This window comes from Nocardia sp. CS682 (assembly GCF_004634405.1).
GTDB classification, from domain to species: domain Bacteria; phylum Actinomycetota; class Actinomycetes; order Mycobacteriales; family Mycobacteriaceae; genus Nocardia; species Nocardia ninae.
Window position 1 is genome coordinate 2,541,236 of record NZ_CP029710.1, and the last position, 17,795, is coordinate 2,559,030.

At 67.8% G+C, this 17,795-nt stretch carries 17 protein-coding genes; 10 read left to right on the forward strand and 7 right to left on the reverse strand.

What is annotated here, in order from left to right; genetic code table 11:
- The first annotated feature begins 53 nt into the window (after positions 1-53).
- From DMB37_RS11380 to DMB37_RS11395, 4 genes are all read left to right on the forward strand, one after another.
- A complete protein-coding gene (locus tag DMB37_RS11380; protein WP_370465364.1) occupies positions 54-467 on the forward strand; it encodes a LuxR C-terminal-related transcriptional regulator in 414 nt (137 codons plus the stop codon).
- Between the two features lie 376 nt (positions 468-843).
- A complete protein-coding gene (locus tag DMB37_RS11385) occupies positions 844-2,142 on the forward strand; it encodes an MFS transporter (protein WP_135237497.1) in 1,299 nt (432 codons plus the stop codon).
- Between the two features lie 283 nt (positions 2,143-2,425).
- Entirely contained in the window at positions 2,426-3,037 is a 612-nt protein-coding gene (locus tag DMB37_RS40465) for a hypothetical protein (RefSeq protein WP_167768809.1), read from the forward strand.
- A 443-nt stretch (positions 3,038-3,480) separates the two neighbouring features.
- Entirely contained in the window at positions 3,481-3,900 is a 420-nt protein-coding gene (locus tag DMB37_RS11395) for a hypothetical protein (protein WP_135232672.1), read from the forward strand.
- A 300-nt stretch (positions 3,901-4,200) separates the two neighbouring features.
- Here DMB37_RS11395 and DMB37_RS40470 read toward each other — a convergent pair whose 3' ends face one another.
- The 7 genes from DMB37_RS40470 to DMB37_RS11430 all read right to left on the reverse strand — a co-directional run bounded on the left by DMB37_RS40470 (position 4,201) and on the right by DMB37_RS11430 (position 12,704).
- Entirely contained in the window at positions 4,201-4,515 is a 315-nt protein-coding gene (locus tag DMB37_RS40470) for a hypothetical protein (RefSeq protein ID WP_167768810.1), read from the reverse strand.
- 297 nt (positions 4,516-4,812) lie between these two features.
- On the reverse strand, positions 4,813-5,577 hold the full coding sequence (locus DMB37_RS11405) for a 3-oxoacyl-ACP reductase (protein ID WP_107658621.1): 765 nt from the start codon (positions 5,575-5,577) through the stop codon (positions 4,813-4,815).
- Between the two features lie 27 nt (positions 5,578-5,604).
- Positions 5,605-6,966, reverse strand: a complete 1,362-nt coding sequence (locus DMB37_RS11410) for an aldehyde dehydrogenase (protein WP_135232673.1) — start codon at positions 6,964-6,966, stop codon at positions 5,605-5,607.
- Complete coding sequence (locus DMB37_RS11415; protein WP_240772339.1) at positions 6,963-7,730, reverse strand: gamma-glutamyl-gamma-aminobutyrate hydrolase family protein; 768 nt, start codon at positions 7,728-7,730, stop codon at positions 6,963-6,965. The genes DMB37_RS11410 and DMB37_RS11415 overlap by 4 nt, the downstream gene beginning before the upstream one ends.
- Positions 7,711-9,075 carry a glutamine synthetase family protein gene (locus tag DMB37_RS11420; RefSeq protein ID WP_135232675.1) on the reverse strand — a complete coding sequence of 455 codons (1,365 nt, stop codon included), beginning with the start codon at positions 9,073-9,075 and terminating at the stop codon, positions 7,711-7,713. The genes DMB37_RS11415 and DMB37_RS11420 overlap by 20 nt, the downstream gene beginning before the upstream one ends.
- Positions 9,076-9,149: 74 nt before the next feature.
- Complete coding sequence (locus DMB37_RS11425; RefSeq protein WP_240772340.1) at positions 9,150-10,742, reverse strand: ABC transporter substrate-binding protein; 1,593 nt, start codon at positions 10,740-10,742, stop codon at positions 9,150-9,152.
- Between the two features lie 27 nt (positions 10,743-10,769).
- Entirely contained in the window at positions 10,770-12,704 is a 1,935-nt protein-coding gene (locus tag DMB37_RS11430) for a hypothetical protein (protein WP_135232676.1), read from the reverse strand.
- A gap of 712 nt (positions 12,705-13,416) precedes the next feature.
- Here DMB37_RS11430 and DMB37_RS11435 point away from each other — a divergent pair.
- The 6 genes from DMB37_RS11435 to DMB37_RS11460 all read left to right on the forward strand — a co-directional run bounded on the left by DMB37_RS11435 (position 13,417) and on the right by DMB37_RS11460 (position 17,719).
- Positions 13,417-13,815, forward strand: a complete 399-nt coding sequence (locus DMB37_RS11435; RefSeq protein ID WP_135232677.1) for a molybdopterin-binding protein — start codon at positions 13,417-13,419, stop codon at positions 13,813-13,815.
- Between the two features lie 11 nt (positions 13,816-13,826).
- Entirely contained in the window at positions 13,827-14,603 is a 777-nt protein-coding gene (gene modA / locus DMB37_RS11440) for a molybdate ABC transporter substrate-binding protein (protein WP_135232678.1), read from the forward strand.
- A complete protein-coding gene (modB, locus tag DMB37_RS11445) occupies positions 14,600-15,403 on the forward strand; it encodes a molybdate ABC transporter permease subunit (protein WP_206055229.1) in 804 nt (267 codons plus the stop codon). Before modA ends, modB begins: the two co-directional genes overlap by 4 nt.
- Positions 15,400-16,449: an ABC transporter ATP-binding protein gene (locus DMB37_RS11450; RefSeq protein WP_135232680.1), complete on the forward strand. Its 1,050-nt coding sequence runs from the start codon at positions 15,400-15,402 to the stop codon at positions 16,447-16,449. The genes modB and DMB37_RS11450 overlap by 4 nt, the downstream gene beginning before the upstream one ends.
- 138 nt (positions 16,450-16,587) lie before the next feature.
- Entirely contained in the window at positions 16,588-17,454 is an 867-nt protein-coding gene (locus DMB37_RS11455; protein WP_135232681.1) for a hypothetical protein, read from the forward strand.
- A 28-nt stretch (positions 17,455-17,482) separates the two neighbouring features.
- The gene (locus tag DMB37_RS11460; protein ID WP_135232682.1) at positions 17,483-17,719 is read left to right on the forward strand and encodes a hypothetical protein; all 237 of its coding nucleotides are present in this window, start codon (positions 17,483-17,485) and stop codon (positions 17,717-17,719) included.
- The last annotated feature ends 76 nt before the right edge of the window (positions 17,720-17,795 follow it).

Here is a 17,795-nt window from a genome sequence, read left to right on the forward strand (position 1 = left end):
GCGCTACCCACCGGATCTGTGCCGAGACCTCGGCGAAAGTGTTGGTGCTCACCATGTTCGATGTCGACGATGCCCTGCGGGCCGGAGCCGGCGGGTCCCTGCTCGAAGTTGTTCGCCGCGACGAGCTGGCCGACGCGGTGCGCGTCGTCGCCGCCGGCGAGGCCCTGCTGGCGCCGACGGTGACCAGGCGCTTGATCACCGAACTCACCGAGCGCGGGCGTCCACGGCCCGAATTGGCGTGCCGTCTGGACGAGCTGACCGAGCGGGAGCGAGACACGTTGCGCCAGCTCGCCCGTGGCCTCTCGAACGCCGAGGTCGCCGCGGCGCTGAAGGTCAGCGAGCACACGGTGAAGACCCATGTCAGCTCGGTGCTGTCGAAACTCGGTCTGCGCGATCGGGTGCAGGCGGTGGTGTTCGCCTATGAAGCAGGCTTGGTCAAGCCGGGGGCCGCCGCGGCAACCGGGTGACCTGCTGGACGCGAGAGACCGAACTCGGCCGTCGTCGGCGCCGAGCGGGCGACCACGCAAAGTTCGGCGACAGAAACGTGCGCGAGGTGTTCACCGCGCCAACGCTGACGATTCTCGGTCCGTTATCAATTCGTGACCATCCTCACAGCCAGCCCCTCCTCCGCAGGTCGCAGCACTCGTAAGAGGTGGGCACACCGGGATGCCCTGTTTGCATCGGATGAAACGTGGGTATCGGTCTATTTCGTGCCCAGTCTCTGGTGTCAGGACCCGGAGGCGGGCCGAAACGAGGTCCGTTCAACGGGCTGGAGAGGACGCGTACGTGAGTGATGGGGACCCGGGGAGTTTTCCACTACGGCGATCGGTCGCCGCTTCCGCAATGGGCAATGCCACCGAATGGTTCGACTACGGCGTGTATGCCGCGACGGCCACCTACCTGACCGACGCTTTCTTCCCGGGCGAGTTGGGCACGCTCGGCACCATGCTCGGCTTCGCCATCTCGTTCCTGCTGCGCCCGCTCGGCGGCATGGTGTGGGGTCCGCTCGGCGATCGGATCGGCCGAAAAGCAGTGCTGGCCACCACGATTCTGTTGATGGCCGCGGCTACCGGCGCCATCGGCCTGCTGCCGACCCATTCCCAAGTCGGCGTTCTCGCGCCGATCCTGCTGATCGCGCTGCGCGTCGTGCAGGGCTTCTCCACCGGCGGTGAATACGGCGGCGCCGCAACATATCTGGCCGAATGCGCCAGCGACAAGAAGCGCGGCTTCCTCGGCAGTTTCCTCGAATTCGGCACGCTCGCAGGCTTCGTCGGCGGGTCGGCGACGGTGCTCACCTGCCAGCTCACGTTCGGCTCGGCCGCGATGCACGACTGGGGTTGGCGCATCCCGTTCCTGCTCGCCGTGCCACTCGGCCTGGTCGGCTGGTATCTGCGGTCGAAACTCGACGAGAGCCCGGTGTTCACCGAAGTCGCCGAGGAGGAGAACCAGCCGCCCGGCGGCCTGCGTGGCCTGCGCGAATTGGTCACCACCTACCGGCGCGAGCTGCTCACGCTGGCCGGTCTGGTCGTCGCGCTCAACGTCGTGAACTACACCCTGCTCACCTACCAGCCGACCTACCTGCAGAAAACCATCGGCATGGGCGAGTCCGACACCACCGCGATGATGTTGATCGGCCAGACGGTGATGATGCTGGTGCTGCCGTTCTTCGGCCGGCTGTCCGACCGGGTCGGCCGCCGCCCGATGTGGCTGTTCTCGCTGGTCGGCCTGGCCGCCCTGGCCGTCCCGATGTATTGGCTGATGGGTCAGGGCACCGTATGGGCCATCACCGGCTTCGTGGTGCTCGGCCTGCTGTACGTTCCGCAGCTGGCGACCATCAGCTCCACCTTTCCGGCGATCTTCCCGACGCACGTCCGCTACGCCGGGTTCGCGCTGGCCTACAACCTCTCCACCGCCGCCTTCGGTGGCACCGCCCCGCTGGTCAACGAGGCCGTCATCGAGGGGACCGGCTGGTCACTGTTCCCGGCCGTCTACATGGTCGGCGCGAGCCTCGTCGGACTGGTCGCCTGGTGCTTCCTCCGGGAAACCGCAGGCACCTCCCTGCGCGGCACCGAGGTTCCCGATGCGGGCGACGACATCACGCTCGGCTCGCTGGTCCCAGCCAAGGCGGCTATAGCTCCGTAATTCGACGCGGAACGGAACATGACCGGGCACCCGTTCGGTCATGTTCCGTTCATTGCCAATGATTTCGGTTGCGGGGGTTTAATTATCCGCAGTTCGGGAACAGGCATATCCGGAGCAATGGCAAGTGCCGGGCCAATTGGAATTACTGCTGTGTGGGCCGGTGCGCGCAAGCGAAAGTGACTTGCCTACGGTACCGACGTCCTGCTCATTTCGAAGGATCACCACTAACGTGTTGAACGTTTGATCAGCATGTACCACTTCGAAACGAGAAGGGGCTACACATATGATTTGCAAGATCGGAGCCGCGGCCGCAGGGCTGACCGCGACACTATTGCTAGCCGGTGCCGCCGGGGCGAATACATTCCAGACCGATGATTCGGTCGGCGGATTCAGCAGGGTAAGCCAGACCGGACCCGAGAAGTGCCCAGAGAACAAGAGCGGCACCGAAGACCCGGCCAAGAAGAAAAAGCAGCCGAGCGAACCCAGCACCAACGAGACCGACCCGAGCGCAGGCAGTGACAGCGGCAACGGGGCCAACGACGAGAGCAGCACTCCGCAGGGTGGCGCGCCAGCCGGCTTGCCCAGCTCCGGCAGCGCCGGCCTGCCCGCCAAAGACGACGAGACGGCCGACGAGTCGACCGAACCGGTCGAGGAGTGCCCGAGCACCGAAGCTGATCAGGGCGCAGACAACGGCGGCACGGGCAACGGCGCCAGCACCAGCCCGGGCGCAGGCACCGGCACCAGCCCCGGCACCGGCACCAGCCCCGGCACCGGCACCAGCCCCGGCACCGGCACCAGCCCTGGCGCAGGCACCGGGACCGGCGCGGGCGAAGGCACTGGCACCGGAGCGGGCACAGGCACTAGCCCCGGAGCAGGCAACGGCACAGTGGGCTGAGAACGGCCCTGAACCCGGCAATTTCGCTTTATCCGTGGGGATCTCACTGCGGTACAGTCTTGCGACTGAGCAGTCGATCGGCTCGCCTGCGGCGTTCACCCCAATTCGCGTAACCACCTTTCCGCAGTAGGGGTCGGACGTCGCAGCAAACCGCACTGTTCGGCGTCGCCGCCGCGCTTCGGCGCGGCGGCGACGCGCACGGGCTTCGGCTCCGCGTTCCAACGCGTTGAGCCGACCGGCATTCCGGGCCGTAACCGCCCGACTATTCGATATTCCACCCGCACGGCGACGACGGCGAACCGCGCCGAAACCGACCGAATTCCCGACTTCGAACTCATTTCATACCGACCAGTTTTGCTGATTGTGATCTGAGCCACTACTGTGTTGAACGTTTGATCAGCATGTACGCATGTACCACTTCAACACGAGAAGGGGCTACACACATGAATCGGATCATCGCAGCCGCGGCCGCCGCAGGAGCGACCGCAACCCTGCTCCTCACCGGCGTCGCCGGTGCCAGCGCCTACCAGCCCGCCCCGGCCCCGCCGGCGGGGGGAGCACAAGGCGGCGCTCAGGGCGGTACACAAGGTGGCGTCCAAACCCCGCAGGGCGGCGCACAAGGCGGGGCGCAAGGTGGCGCACAAGGCGGCGCCCAGGCTCCCCAGGGTGGCGCGCAAGGTGGCGCCGAAGGCGGCGCACAGGGCGGCGTCCAAACCCCGCAGGGTGGGGCACAAGGTGGTGCTCAGGGCGGCACGCAGGGCAGCACGCCGCAGTTGCCTCAGGTCCCGAATATGCCGCAGCTGCCCCAGCTGCCGCAGATCCCGAATGTGCCGCAGCTGCCCCAGATTCCGGGCTTCAACTAGCACTCGCTAGGCCTGGTGCAATTCCGAGTCGAACAGCCGAGCGGTTCACCGACGCATTCCTCGACAATCCGCACCGCCGCCGGGCGGTCGATGGTTTTGTCCGATGCCGACGCGAAGCCCGAACTGTTCGTCGTCGTCGCCGAGCCTCGCGCTCGGCGACGACGGCCACCAGGCACAAGTCCGACGGCGGAATACGTGAACCCCAGCAGGGCCGATCCGATCACTCGGTGTCGAAGGGCTTGCTCGCGGTCATGCGCGCCCAGCGCGTCGAATATTCGAACTACCTGGACCACTTCGAGATCAAGAAGGGGCTCTACATGAAACGCACGATCGGAACCGCGGCCATCGCAGGCCTGACGACGACACTGTTGTTCGCCGGCATGGCCGGAGCCAATGCCTCCCAGCCCACCGGGCCTGCGCCTGGTGCACCGGCAGCACCCGCCGCACCAGCACCGAACGCACCAGCACCTGCCGCACCAGCGGCACCAGCTGCTCCCGCCGCACCAGCAGCACCCGCCGCACCAGCACCGAACGCACCAGCGGCTCCCGCCGCACCAGCCGTACCAGCCGCACCGGCAGCACCAGCACCGGACGCACCTGCCGCACCTGCCGCACCTGCCGCACCTGCACCGGGCGCGGACGTCCAAGGCAGCGAGTCAACACCGAACGCGGCGGAAGCCCCGAGCGAAGCACCTCCGGCCGCTGCAGGCACCGATGGCAACGCTGCCGACCCGGGCGCCGGCGCCCAGACTCCTACCATCGGCCTGGCGGAGAAAGTGGACAGGCTGACACATAGCTTGAGCCTGCTCGACTATCTGCTGCAGTCACCCCCGCCCCCGGCCGCGCCTCAGTAGCACCCGATGGTCGGTCGTCGCCGAGCCCGCTGCTCGGCGACGACCGTGCCACCAGTTACTACAGCGGCGTCACATAAGCACCGGAGATCCCACCGTCCACCAGGAACTGGGATGCCGTGATGAACGAGGCGTCGTCGCTGGCGAGAAACGCGACAGCGGCGGCGATTTCCTCGGGTTCGGCGAAGCGGCCCGTCGGGATGTGTACCAGGCGACGAGCGGCCCGCTCCGGATCCTTGGCGAACAACTCCTGCAGCAACGGCGTATTGACGGGCCCGGGGCACAGCGCGTTTACCCGGATGCCGTTGCGGGCGAACTGGACTCCGAGTTCGCGGCTCATCGCGAGCACGCCACCCTTGGAGGCGGTGTAGGAGATCTGCGAGGTCGCCGCCCCCATCACCGCGACGAACGAGGCGGTGTTGATGACCGACCCCTTGCCGCGTTCCAGCATGTGCCCGATGGCGTATTTGCTGCACAGGTAGACCGAGGTGAGATTGACCTCCTGCACCCGGCGCCAGGCGTCGAGGCCGGTGGTCAGGATCGAATCGTCTTCCGGCGGTGAGATTCCCGCGTTGTTGAAGGCGATGTCGAGTCCGCCGTAGGTGTCGACGGCGGTCTGGAACAGGGCCTCGACCTGTGCCTCGTCGGTCACGTCGACCTTCACGTACAAGCCGGCGACCTCGGCGGCCGCCGCCTCACCGGTGCCTGCGTCGATGTCGGCGACGACGACCTTCGCGCCCTCGGCCGCGAAGCGGCGGACCGTGGCGAGGCCGATGCCGCTACCGCCGCCGGTGACAACGGCGACTCGATCCTGTAAGCGCTGCAAGGTATCTCCTGTCGGGTAGAGAAAGGTTCACTGCGTGGCGATGAAGACGTTCTTGGTCTCGGTGAACGCGAGTGCGGCGTCGGGGCCGAGTTCGCGGCCGAGACCTGACTGCTTGAACCCGCCGAACGGGGTCCAATACCGCACGGAGGAGTGCGAATTCACCGACAGGTTCCCGGCCTCGACGGCGCGGGAGACCCGCAGCGCCCGGCCGACGTCGTTGGTCCAGATGGAGCCGGACAACCCGTACTCGGTGTCGTTGGCGATCCGGACGGCGTCGGCCTCGTCCTCGAACGGGAGCACCGCGACCACCGGGCCGAACACCTCCTCGGTGAGCACCCGGTCGGTGGGCGCGTCTGGCAGCACAACCGTTGGCGGATACCAGAATCCGGGCCCGTCGGGGCGCGTACCGGTGAACGCGACCTTCGTCGACGGCTCGAGGTAGGCGGCGACGCGGTCGCGATGCGCGGCGGAGATCAGCGGCCCCATCTCGGTGGACTCCTGCGTCGGATCGCCAACCCGCACCCCGCGCACCGCAGGCTCGAGCAACTCAAGGAACTTGTCGAAAACACTGCGCTGCACGAGGATTCGCGAGCGCGCACAGCAATCCTGACCGGCATTGTCGAATACGCCGGATGGTGCGGTGGCCGCCGCCCGCGCCAGATCGGCATCGGCGAACACGATGTTCGCGCTCTTGCCGCCGAGCTCGAGCGTCACCCGCTTCACCTGCTGCGCACAGCCCGCCATGATCTGGGTGCCCACCTCGGTGGAGCCGGTGAACACCACCTTGCGCACCGCGGGATGGGTCACGAACCGCTGCCCGACAACAGACCCCTTACCCGGCAGCACCTGGAAGACGTGTTCCGGCAGCCCCGCTTCGAGCGCGAGCTCGCCCAACCGGATCGCGGTCAGCGGCGTCAGCTCGGCGGGTTTGAGCACCACCGTGTTTCCCGCCGCCAGTGCGGGCGCGAAGCCCCACGCCGCGATCGGCATCGGGAAGTTCCACGGCACGATCACCCCGACCACGCCGAGCGGTTCGTGGAAGGTGATGTCCACCCCGCCCGCGACCGGAATCTGATTGCCCAGCAACCGTTCCGGCATGCCTGCCGCATAGTGCAGCACGTCGCGGACGTTGCCCGCCTCCCAGCGCGCATTGCCGATGGTGTGCCCGGAGTTGCTGACCTCCAATTGGGCCAGCCGCTCCAGATCCGCGTCGACGGCCTCGGCGAACCGGCGCAGCAGCCGGGCCCGATCGCCGGGTGCCACCTCGCGCCAGCCGAGCGCGGCCCGCTGGGCCCGCTCGATCGCCGCGTCGGTCTCGGCCACGCCGACCAGCTCGACCGTCGCCACGACCTGCTCGGTCGCCGGGTTCAGCACCTGCGCTGTCGTCACGAAATCCGCTCCCTTCGATAGTCTTCGGCCGCCGCGACCAGCGCCCCGATCAACCGGCGGTCGACCGCATCCACCTCCGGATGCCATTGCACACCGACCAGAAACGGTCCATCCGCCGTCTCCGCCGCCTCGATCGTGCCGTCCGTCGCGTGTGCGGTGGCCACCAATTCGGTGGCGAGCACGTCGATCGCCTGGTGGTGATGGCAGTTGGCCTTCACCTGCGGCCCCGCGATGGCCGCGACCTTGCTCCCGGCCACGGTCACCACCTCGGTGACGGTGAAACCACCGACGGTGCCCGAGTGCTCGGCATGCCCGACCACATCCGGCAGATGCTGGACCAGCGTGCCGCCCAACGCCACGTTCACCACCTGCAGGCCCCGGCACACCGCGAGCACCGGCAGCCGGGCCGCCCGCGCCAGCGCGAACAGCTCGAACTCGGACTCGTCACGATCCGGCCGGGTGTAGGTGAGGGCATGCTCGGACGCGCCGTAGCGGGCGGGCGCCACGTCGGCCCCGCCGGTCAGCACCAGTCCGTCGAGGCGCGCCACCAGTTCCGGGCGGGCCACCCCGGCCGGTGGCAGCAGCACCGGAATGCCGCCCGCCGCCACCACCATCTGCACATAACTGGCAGGCAGCACGGCACTGTCGACGTGCCACGAGCCGAACCGCGCGGGCTCCGCATAGGTCGGCAGGCCGATCACGGGCCGCGGCCCGCCGTCTTTCACAACTCCGGTGCGCAGACCCTCAGAGTCGTTCGAATCCACGAATTCGCTCCCAGTCGGTGACGGCGGCGTCGAAGGCATCCAGCTCGACCTGCGCCGCATTGCGGTAGTGCTCCACTACATCATCACCGAACGCGGCTCGTGCCACCTTGCTGTCCCCGAAGAGCTGCGCGGCCTCGCGCAGCGTGCGCGGCACCCGCGGCCGCTGCGAACGATAGGCATTGCCGGTGAACTCCGGCTCCAGCGGCAGCCGATGCTCGATACCGTGCAGCCCGGCCGCGATGGCGGCGGCCACCGCGAGGTAGGGGTTCACATCGCCGCCGGGCACCCGATTCTCCACCCGTAGCGACGGCCCGTGCCCGACCACGCGCAGCGCACAGGTCCGGTTGTCGCGGCCCCAGGCGACCGCCGTCGGCGCGAAGCTGCCCGGCACGAATCGCTTGTAGGAGTTGATGTTCGGCGCGAGCAGGTAGGTGAACTCGCGCAAGCAGTCCAGCTGACCGGCGACGAAATGCCGCATGAGTGCGGAGAATCCGTGCTCCTCGTCACCCGCGAGCACGGCCTCGCCGGACTCACCGCGCAGGCTGAGATGGATATGGCACGAGTTGCCTTCACGCTCATTGTATTTCGCCATGAAGGAGAGGCTGCGCCCCTCCTGGGCGGCGATCTCCTTCGCGCCGGTCTTGTAGATGCTGTGGTTGTCGCAGGTCGCCAGCGCCTCGTCGAAGCGGAAGGTGATCTCGTGCTGGCCGGGGTTGCACTCCCCCTTCGCCGACTCGACATACATTCCCGCGCCCGCCATTTCGGTGCGGATGCGGCGCAGCAGCGGCTCGATGCGCGCGGTGCCGAGCAGCGAGTAATCGACGTTGTACTGGTTGGCCGGGCGCAAGTCGCGGTAGCCCGCCGACCACGCCGCCTCGTAACTGTCGTCGAACACCAGGAATTCGAGTTCGGTCCCGACGTAGGCGCGCAGCCCGTGCGCCGCGAGCCGGTTCAGCTGGGCGCGCAGCACCTGCCGCGGCGACACCCCGACGGGCTCCTCGGCCGGCTCCACCTTCGCCACATCGCACAGCACCAGCGCGGTGCCCGGCCACCACGGCACCAGCCGCAGCGTGTTCAGGTCCGGGCGCAGCACGAAGTCCCCGTACCCGGTGTCCCAGGACGACATCGCGTAGCCGTCGACCGTCGTCATGTCCACGTCGACGGCGAGCAGATAGTTACACGCCTCGGTTGCGTGCTGTACCACCTCATCCAGGAAATACTGTGCCGCGCAACGTTTTCCCTGCAATCTGCCCTGCATGTCGGTCATCGCGACCAACACCGTGTCGATCTCCCCGACCGCAACCAGCTCGCGCAACCGCGCCAGACTCAACATCCCGCTACGCATCCACAGCCCCTCTCGGCACCAACCGTGCCCACGCTAGAGCAAAGAACGGGCATTTGTGATCGGACACACAAAGTTCAGCGCGCACACTGCGGGACGGACTCACCGGGCCTGGCCTCGACCGTGGGCACGTACGGCGGCCGATCCACCGAGGTGGTGACCGGGCACAGCCGCACGACCTGCGGGCCTGGACCGGTGCGGTTGCCACTGTTGTCGAAGATGATCGGCCCGCCCGCCCCCGGCACCGCCGCGTCCGGCGCGGAGAATCCGCTGATGGTCGCGTTCACCTGACTGCGCTGCACCGGCGAGGTGGCGGGCAGGCTGCGCAGGGCGGTGGCGATGGTGGTCACGGCGTCGTAGGCGTTGACCGCCCAGCCGTCGCCGACGTGCGCGAGGTCGAAGCCCGCCTCATCGAAAGTCCGCTCGAATTCGGTCCAGTTCGGGTTGCCCGCCTGCGGTCCGTCCGCACCGGCCACCAGCGTGAACAGCATCCGCACCCGGCCGTCGGCGAAGGTGCGCGAGCCGAGCGCCTTGGTCCGCAGATCTTCCAGCGCCGGATCCGACTCGACGGTGCGCAGCCGGTTGCCATCCGAGGTGCTGACCACCGTGACCGAGGTCGCGGCGCACTGACCGTTCGAATACGCCTCGTCGAGCGCGTACAGCAGTCTGCCCAGGTCGCGACCGCGGGCGATGTAGGCGATCGTCACGTCTTTCACGGTGGCGCACACGCGTTTCGCCGTCTGCGGCACGGTGCTCGGCTCCGTCGTGTCGAACTTGACCTCGAGCAGATTGCCGCCGTACTGGCGCTGCAGGAACGGCAGCGTAGTGCAGGTGTAGGGGTCCGAGCCGCCGATCGGCACCATGATGAAGTCCGGCCGCGCGGTGACCACCGCGCCGATGGCCTGCACCTGAATCGCCACCCGGAACGCGACTCGGTAGAAGTAGTCCCTGGCGATGCCGCGTGGATAGGAGATGTCCTTGTCGCAGCCGTCGAATTCCGGGTTGTCGCCGCGCGAGCCGTCCTGGTCGAATCCTTCCGCGGTGACCACATCGGAGACCATCGGAATCTTCGCCGCGGCAAGCACTTCCGCAACCTCAGCGGTGATCTGATCGCTGAGGCCGATGCCCGCGACGGCGACCACATCGGCCCGGTCGGCCAGCTTCCCGGCGACCCCGAGCGGGTCGCCGTTGCCGTTGTAGTCACCGATTTGACCGACGACCAGCTTCATCGGATGCAGGCAGCCGGTGCCGTTGGCCCGGCGCTGGCCGGCCGCCATGCCCTCCAGTTCGTGCACGGCCCGGCTGCCCGCGAGCTCGTCGGTCATGGTCAGCAGCACGCCGACGGTAGCTGGGGTCCCGGGGCATTCTTCGGCGGCCGCGCGATTCTGCGCACCGATCACGCCCATCACCGGGTCGAACGCGTCGACCTCGAAAGCGTAAGGCCCTTCGGATAATCCGACACAGCGCGCGCCGGCCTGCCAGGCGTCGGAGTCGGGCAGCCAGCTCTCGTTGCAGGTGACCGCATGGTGCAGCGGCCCGCGGAAGCCGAACCCGGCACCCGCCAACAGCAGCAGGGTCAGCACCAGCCCCAACCGCACCCAGTCGGTCCACGGGCGCGGGAAGGGCCGGTCACGCTTCGGGAAGATGCCTAGCCGGTATCGCGATGCCACGATCGGGTCTCCTTCCGCCGCAGCGGGTCACTGGAATCGGTCGGCGAGGCCGTGATATCTGTTGGCGCGCACCAGGAACGGCAGCTTGTCCCGGGCGTGGTCGGCCAGCTTCTCGTAGCTGTGCTCGATCCGCGAACACAGCAGCGACTTCTGCTCCGGCGCGGTGATCCGGATATCCGACTCGAACGCGGGCACCAGCGCGACCAGGACCGCGAGGTACTCGTGCAAGGTGTGCGCGCGATCGTCGTCGTCGATCAGATCGCGATCGCGCGCGGACGGGTCCGGTGTCTCGACGACCTCGTCGAACAGGCGCAGCCACTGCGCGGACGGTAACTCGGGCAACAGCTCCGCGAGCTCGCCGACCACCGCATCGCGGCCACTCAGCAGGCGAGCGTGGTGCAGTCTGCTCGCCCGATCATCGGCGGCGACGTTGTCGCGCAGATGGCCGAAAACCCTTGCCCAGTCCTGCCCTTCGGTGCGGGTGGCCAGTGCGCGCAGGCCGAGCAGCCGCGCCAGCGCAGGCAGCCGATCCTCGCCGCCCGGAGTGGCGGCGGACCATATCGACCGCAACTGGAACAGCGGCGAATCGTGCTCGACCCCGGCGGGCAGCAGCGCGACCAGACCTTGCGCCTCGGTTTTGTGCCTGGCCGCCGCGACCGTGACGAGCGCGGTCGCCAACTCCCGGCGGAAGAGTTTGTGCACGCTCAGGCCTCGCACGAAAACGCGCAACAGATATTGCTCGACGGTGGTGCCGGTTTCGGGTCCGGGGCTCCGCAGCAGGCCGTCGAGGTCGCCGAGCAGGTCGCGGTCGTGTTTGATCCGGCGCAGCAGGTAGTCCGTGCCCGCGGGATGACCCCGGGTGAGCCGGTAGATCGATGCGCCGATGTTTTCCGACTGGTACGGGTCGACATCCTTGGCCATCAACTGGACATCGCTCAGGCCGAGTTCCGGCAACCGCACCCGCGCCCACGGCGATCCGGCGGCCGCGAGCCGCGGCGGCGCGAGCGGATCGGGCAACACCGTCGGCGCGGGCACCTGCCCGACCAGCCCGTCGACCAGCGCACCGGAGCTGACGGTCACCAGCGCGAGCGGATCGGACAGTCGGGCGTTGGTCGCCGCGATCGACTGCCTGACCCGCAGCAAGGAACCGGTGAAGGAGGTGGCCGCCGACGCGTCACCGTCGTCGATGAGCACCAGAATATTCGAGGTGCGCCAGTTGACCTTGGCGACGCTGTGCCGCAGATCCGCCAGGAACGCGCCGACGAGCACGTCGTCGACGCCACGTCGGATGATCGGATCGGTGCTTCTGGCGTTGTTGCTGAGTTCGATCAGCGTGTGCTCGGCATCCAGGCGCAGGCCCAGGTCCTGGTGGGCGAACCACGCCGCGTTCGGACCCCAGGTGAACCTGCTCATCAGCCGGCCGCCCATCAACCGGTCGACCACCGCGTCGGAGATCGCACTGGCCACGCCCGGTGCGATCACCTGGGCGCCGGGTACCTGGATGTTGGCGGCCAGCGACCCGGCCAGATTGATCAGGTTGCGAACGAACTCGATGAGGGCGGAGCGGCGCTTGTATCGGTTGAGCAGCAGGTGCAGCTTGTCGAGCTGCTCCGCCGGCGGGACGTCGTGGAAATCCTCGGCGATGACGATCTGCGCGATGACCACCCGATGGAACGCGACGGCGTAGCCGGGGATGTCGGCGCTCAGCCCGAGCATGGCCGCGGCCAGCACGGTGCGCAGCGGATTGTGCACGTCGAAGGGGCGTTCCAGCGGCCGGACCAGCACCGAGGGCGTGTGCCCTTTCCACTTGTCGAGCACCTTGTTCAGCAGGGCGGTCCGACCGGAGCCGCCGCACCCTTCCACGACCAGGACCGGCTTCGGCGGCCGGACCGCATCGGTCGCCGGAACCTCGATCAATGTGTCGATCAATTCGAGTAGATCGGTGCGCCCCACAAACACCAAGCATCGCCTCCCTGGGCTTGGCGTCACCATAACAACAACCAGGGCGCGCAGTAGCCGGATTCGGCTCTGAGACAACGTATTAGGGCTATAAGCGAACCGGCTGCCGGTTCGAACCAACCGGCCCGGATCTTAAGCCTGCGCCCGGCGGCCGAGGTGCCGCCGGGTCACAAGATCGATTAGATGACGTGCCAGGCCTGCAACAGGTAGGTGATGTTGGCGGCAATGGACGTCACGACGTTCGCGAGATTCAAAGCGGACGAACCCAGATCGATAAGCGGCACCGAAATTCCTCCATCAGATGGGACTGCGAAATCCTCTCCAATGTAATGATCGCCGGGTGAGCCCGCGCCGGTTGATCACCGGTGGACGGTCCGCCGGAATGCGCGAAGATGGTGCGAAATCATATGGTGGACAGGGGTTTCCGCCGAGTCGGGCAATAGTTCGGCCGACGTATGTTGTGAGACAGTTCACCGACAATTCCGCCACACCGATCACATTCTGCACATATCGGAAAAAGCGGTCATGCGGACGTAATCGAGTGCACTCTTCAGGACGGGTACGGCCCCAGCGCGAAGCCCTTCGTGCGGTCGCGCGGATGCGCCGGATGGCTCGGAACGAGCAGGTGCCCCGGGACAGGACACGTACGTCCAAGCCTGCACTGTCCAGGTGACTGCCCCTTGCTTTCCGCAGATGCGGCAATAAACTACTGATCGTGTCGGATTTGCGGATCAGTGAGGTGGCGGTGCTGGCGGGCGTCAGCGACGACACCGTGCGGCGGTGGATCGAGCAGGGCAAGCTGACCGCGATCCAGCTCGGCAACGGGCGCAAGGGGGTGCGCGGGCGCGAGCTGGCCGAATTCCTGCAGGCCAACGCGGAAACCCCCGAGCCAGGCGTCACCGTTGCGGCGTCCGCGCGCAACCGGATGCGCGGCATCGTGACGCGGGTACTCAAGGACACGGTGATGGCGCAGGTGGAGATGCAGGCCGGGCCGTTCCGGCTGGTGTCGCTGCTCAGCCGGGAATCGGTCGACGAGCTCGGGCTCGAGGTCGGCAGCGTCGCGGTGGCGTCGGTCAAGTCGACCCATGTCGTAGTCGAGATTCCGGAAAGTTGATGAGGTCGAGGATGATTCGTGCGCTGAGCGCCGCTGCTGTTGCCGCAGTGACCGCACTGACCGTGGTGGGCTGCTCGGACGATCAAGCGGCGCCCGCGGAGACCGGCGCGCTCGGCGGCACCGTCACGGTGTTCGCCGCGGCCTCGCTGACCGAGACATTCACCGAGTTGGGCAGGCAATTCGAGGCCGCGCACCCCGGCGTTCGCGTGGTCTACAGCTTCGGTGCCAGCTCGGCGCTGGCCGAGCAGATCAATCAGGGTGCACCCGCCGACGTCTTCGCCGCCGCGGCGCCCAAGAACATGCAGCAGGTCCGAGACAAGGGCGAAGTGACCGTCGCGCCGAGCACCTTCGTCCGCAACCGGCTGGCGATCGCGGTACCCAAGGGGAATCCCGGCCGCATCACCGGCCTGGCCGACTTCGGTAGGACCGAGCCGAAGCTCGCGCTGTGTGCCGAACAGGTGCCGTGCGGGGCCGCCGCGAAGACGGTGTTCGCGGCCGCGGGCGTCACGCCGCAGCCCGATACCCGCGAGGCCGACGTGAAAGCGGTGCTGACCAAGGTCAAGCTCGGTGAGGTGGATGCCGCGCTGGTGTATCGGACCGACGTGCTGGCCGCGGGTGCGCAGGTCGAGGGCATCGACTTCGCCGAGGCGGCCGCGGCGATCAACGACTACCCGATCGCGCCGCTCGCGCACGCGCCCAATTCGGCCGCCGCCGTTGCCTTCGTCGACTTCGTGCGGTCCGAGCAGGCGCGGGCGGTGTTCGCCGAGGCGGGATTCGACGCACCGTGACGCGACGCCGGGCGGTGCGGGGACGACGCCCGCTGGTGCTCGTATTGCCCGCGCTGCTCGCACTGGCCTTTCTACTGGTTCCCCTGGTCGGGCTGCTGGTTCGCGCGCCGTGGCGCAGTATGCCGGATCGCCTGCTCGATGCCGAAGTCGGTCAGGCCCTTCGGCTTTCGCTGGTCACCGCCAGTCTCGCGACGGTGATCTGCCTGATCCTCGGCGTGCCGTTGGCCTGGCTGCTCGCGCGCGGTGAGCTGCGCGGTCGCGCCGTGTTGCGGGCGCTGGTGACGGTGCCACTGGTGCTGCCGCCCGTGGTCGGCGGTGTCGCGCTGCTGCTGGTGCTCGGCAGACGCGGGCTGGTCGGTCAGTATCTGTACGAATGGTTCGGCGTCTCACTGCCTTTCACGACGGCGGGCGTAGTGCTCGCGGAAGCCTTCGTGGCGATGCCTTTTCTGGTGATCTCGGTGGAAGGCGCGCTGCGGGCGGCGGATCCGCGCTTCGAGGAGGCGGCGGCGACATTGGGGGCGTCGCGCTGGTTGACCTTCCGGCGGGTGACGCTGCCGTCCGTGCTGCCGGGTGTCGTGGCGGGTGCGGTGCTGTGCTGGGCGCGCGCGCTCGGCGAATTCGGTGCCACGATCACGTTCGCGGGCAACTTTCCCGGGAAGACGACCACGATGCCGCTGGCGGTCTATCTGGCCTTGGAAACCGATCCGGCGGATGCGATCGTGCTCAGCCTGGTGCTGCTCACCGTGTCGGTCGCCGTGCTTGTCGCCTTGCGCGAGCGGTGGATTCGAGGCGCCGTATGACGTTGGATGCCCAATTACGGGTGACCCGGGGCGATTTCGACCTCGATATCGAATTGTCGGTGGCGCCTGGTGAAGTCGTTGCCCTGCTCGGTCCCAACGGTGCGGGCAAGACCACCGCGTTGCGGACGCTGGCGGGGTTGACGCCACTCACCGACGGAGTGCTTCGGGTCGGTGAAAAGACTTGGGACGCACCGCCGAAGGTGTTCGTACCCGCCGAACATCGCGAAGTCGGCGTGGTCTTCCAGGATTACCTGCTGTTCGGGCACCTGAGCGCGCTGGACAACGTCGCGTTCGGCCTGCGCGCCCGCGGCCATCGCCGCGCCGCCGCGCGAACCCGCGCCGTGCAGTGGCTGGACCGGGTCGGCCTCGCCGACCACGTGCACGCCAAACCGCGTGCCCTGTCCGGCGGCCAAGCCCAACGCGTCGCCCTCGCCCGCGCGCTCGCCACCGAGCCCGCACTGCTGCTGCTGGACGAGCCGCTGGCCGCGCTCGACGCGAGCACCCGTCTGCGCGTGCGCTCCGACCTCGCACACCATCTCACCGACTATCCCGGCCACACCGTGCTGGTCACCCACGACCCGCTCGACGCGATGGTGCTGGCCGACCGGCTCGTCATCCTCGAAAACGGCGTCGTCGTCCAGGAAGGCTCCCCGAGCGAGGTGGCCCGCCGACCGCGCTCCGACTACGTCGCGAACCTGGTGGGCCTCAACCTGTATCGCGGCACCGCCCACGGCACCACCGTCGAGCTCGACACCGGCGGCACCCTCATCGTCGCCGAGCCCGGCACCGGCCCGGTGCACGTCGCCTTCGCCCCCACCGCCGTCAGCCTGCACCCCGACCACCCCACCGGCAGCCCGCGCAACGCCTGGCCGGTCACCATCTCCGGCATCGAACAGCACGCCCACACCATCCGCCTGCGCCTGGACGGCACCCCACCCGTCCTCGCCGACGTGACCCCCGCCACCGTCGCCGACCTACGCCTGCGCCCCGGCCTGAAACTCTGGGCCGCGCTGAAAGCCACTGAAACTCATACCTATTCAGCATAATTCCCACACCCTCGACGACGCGACCAGCGGCTGTCGGAAAACCGCTGATCAAACGGGGTGCAGTGCTCAGCGGCGTGTTGCGCTCGACGCGGCCGGAGCCGGAAAAGTCTGTCGGTACGCGGTGACACTGTTCCCGCCATGCCGAGCATCCACCACGAAGCGCCCCTCGAATTGTTGCGCCACAACCCGGAATTGGCTGCCGCGCTCCTGGCGGATACCGGCATCCAGCTACCCGCCGGAGCCACAGCCACGATCAGCGACAGCAACCTCAGTACCTGCAATCCGCCCGAGTTCCGCGCCGACGCCGTCACGCTGCTCCGCGGCATCGACGGCGACAAGCTCGCCGTCATCACCGAATCGCAATCCGCCCCACCCAAACGCGGCAAACGGCGGGCCTGGCCGGCCTACGTCGCGGTCGCCCAATCCCAGCACGACTGCGACGCCGTCTTGGTCGTCATCGCCGCGAACCCAGCCACCGCACACGCCTGCAGCCGCACCATCCACACCGGCCACCCCGGATTCAGCCTCGCCCCCATCGTCATCGGCCCACACAACACCCCCGACCCCACCAACCCGGCCTTCGCAGGCGTCGCCCCCGAACTCACCGTCCTAGCCGCCCTCACCCACGCCCTCGACCTCACCGAAGACGCCAACCGCCGCCTGGTCCTCGATAAACTCGCCACCCTCGATCGCGAGACCCGCACGACATACACTCGATTTGTCCGGCACGCCGCCTCGGACGCGGCCAGAAAAGCCCTGGAGGAACTCATGGCCAGCCCTACTTACCGTGACGACTGGGTCGACGGTCTGCTCGACCAGGGACGCGCCGAAGGCGAAGCCCGTGGCGAGGCAAAGATGTTGTTGCGCGTCCTTGCCGCACGTGGATGGGCTGTCCCTGACGACCTCCGCACACGCATCGAATCGTGTCTGGATACCGTCCAGTTGGAGGAATGGGGCGACAAGGCGATAGCAGCCGACTCGCTGAATGCGATCTTCGGCAGTTGACGGACCCGTCGATTGCCTGGAGGAACTCATGGCCAGCCCTACCTACCGTGACGACTGGGTCGACGGTCTGCTCGACCAGGGACGCGCCGAAGGCGAAGCGCGAGGCGAAGCGAAGATGCTGTTGCGGGCGCTAGTCGCGCGTGGGTTCGTAGTTTCCGACGACCTCCGCACGCGCATTCTTTCCACCTCGGATACCGAACAGCTGGAAGCGTGGATGGACAAGGCGGCCGTCGCTGATTCTCTCGATGTGGTCTTCGGAGACTGATCGAGCAACCTCCAGCAGACCTCCGCCTTCTCGATCCCTCACACGCGAATCCGTGTTAACTTAGACGAGAATCGCA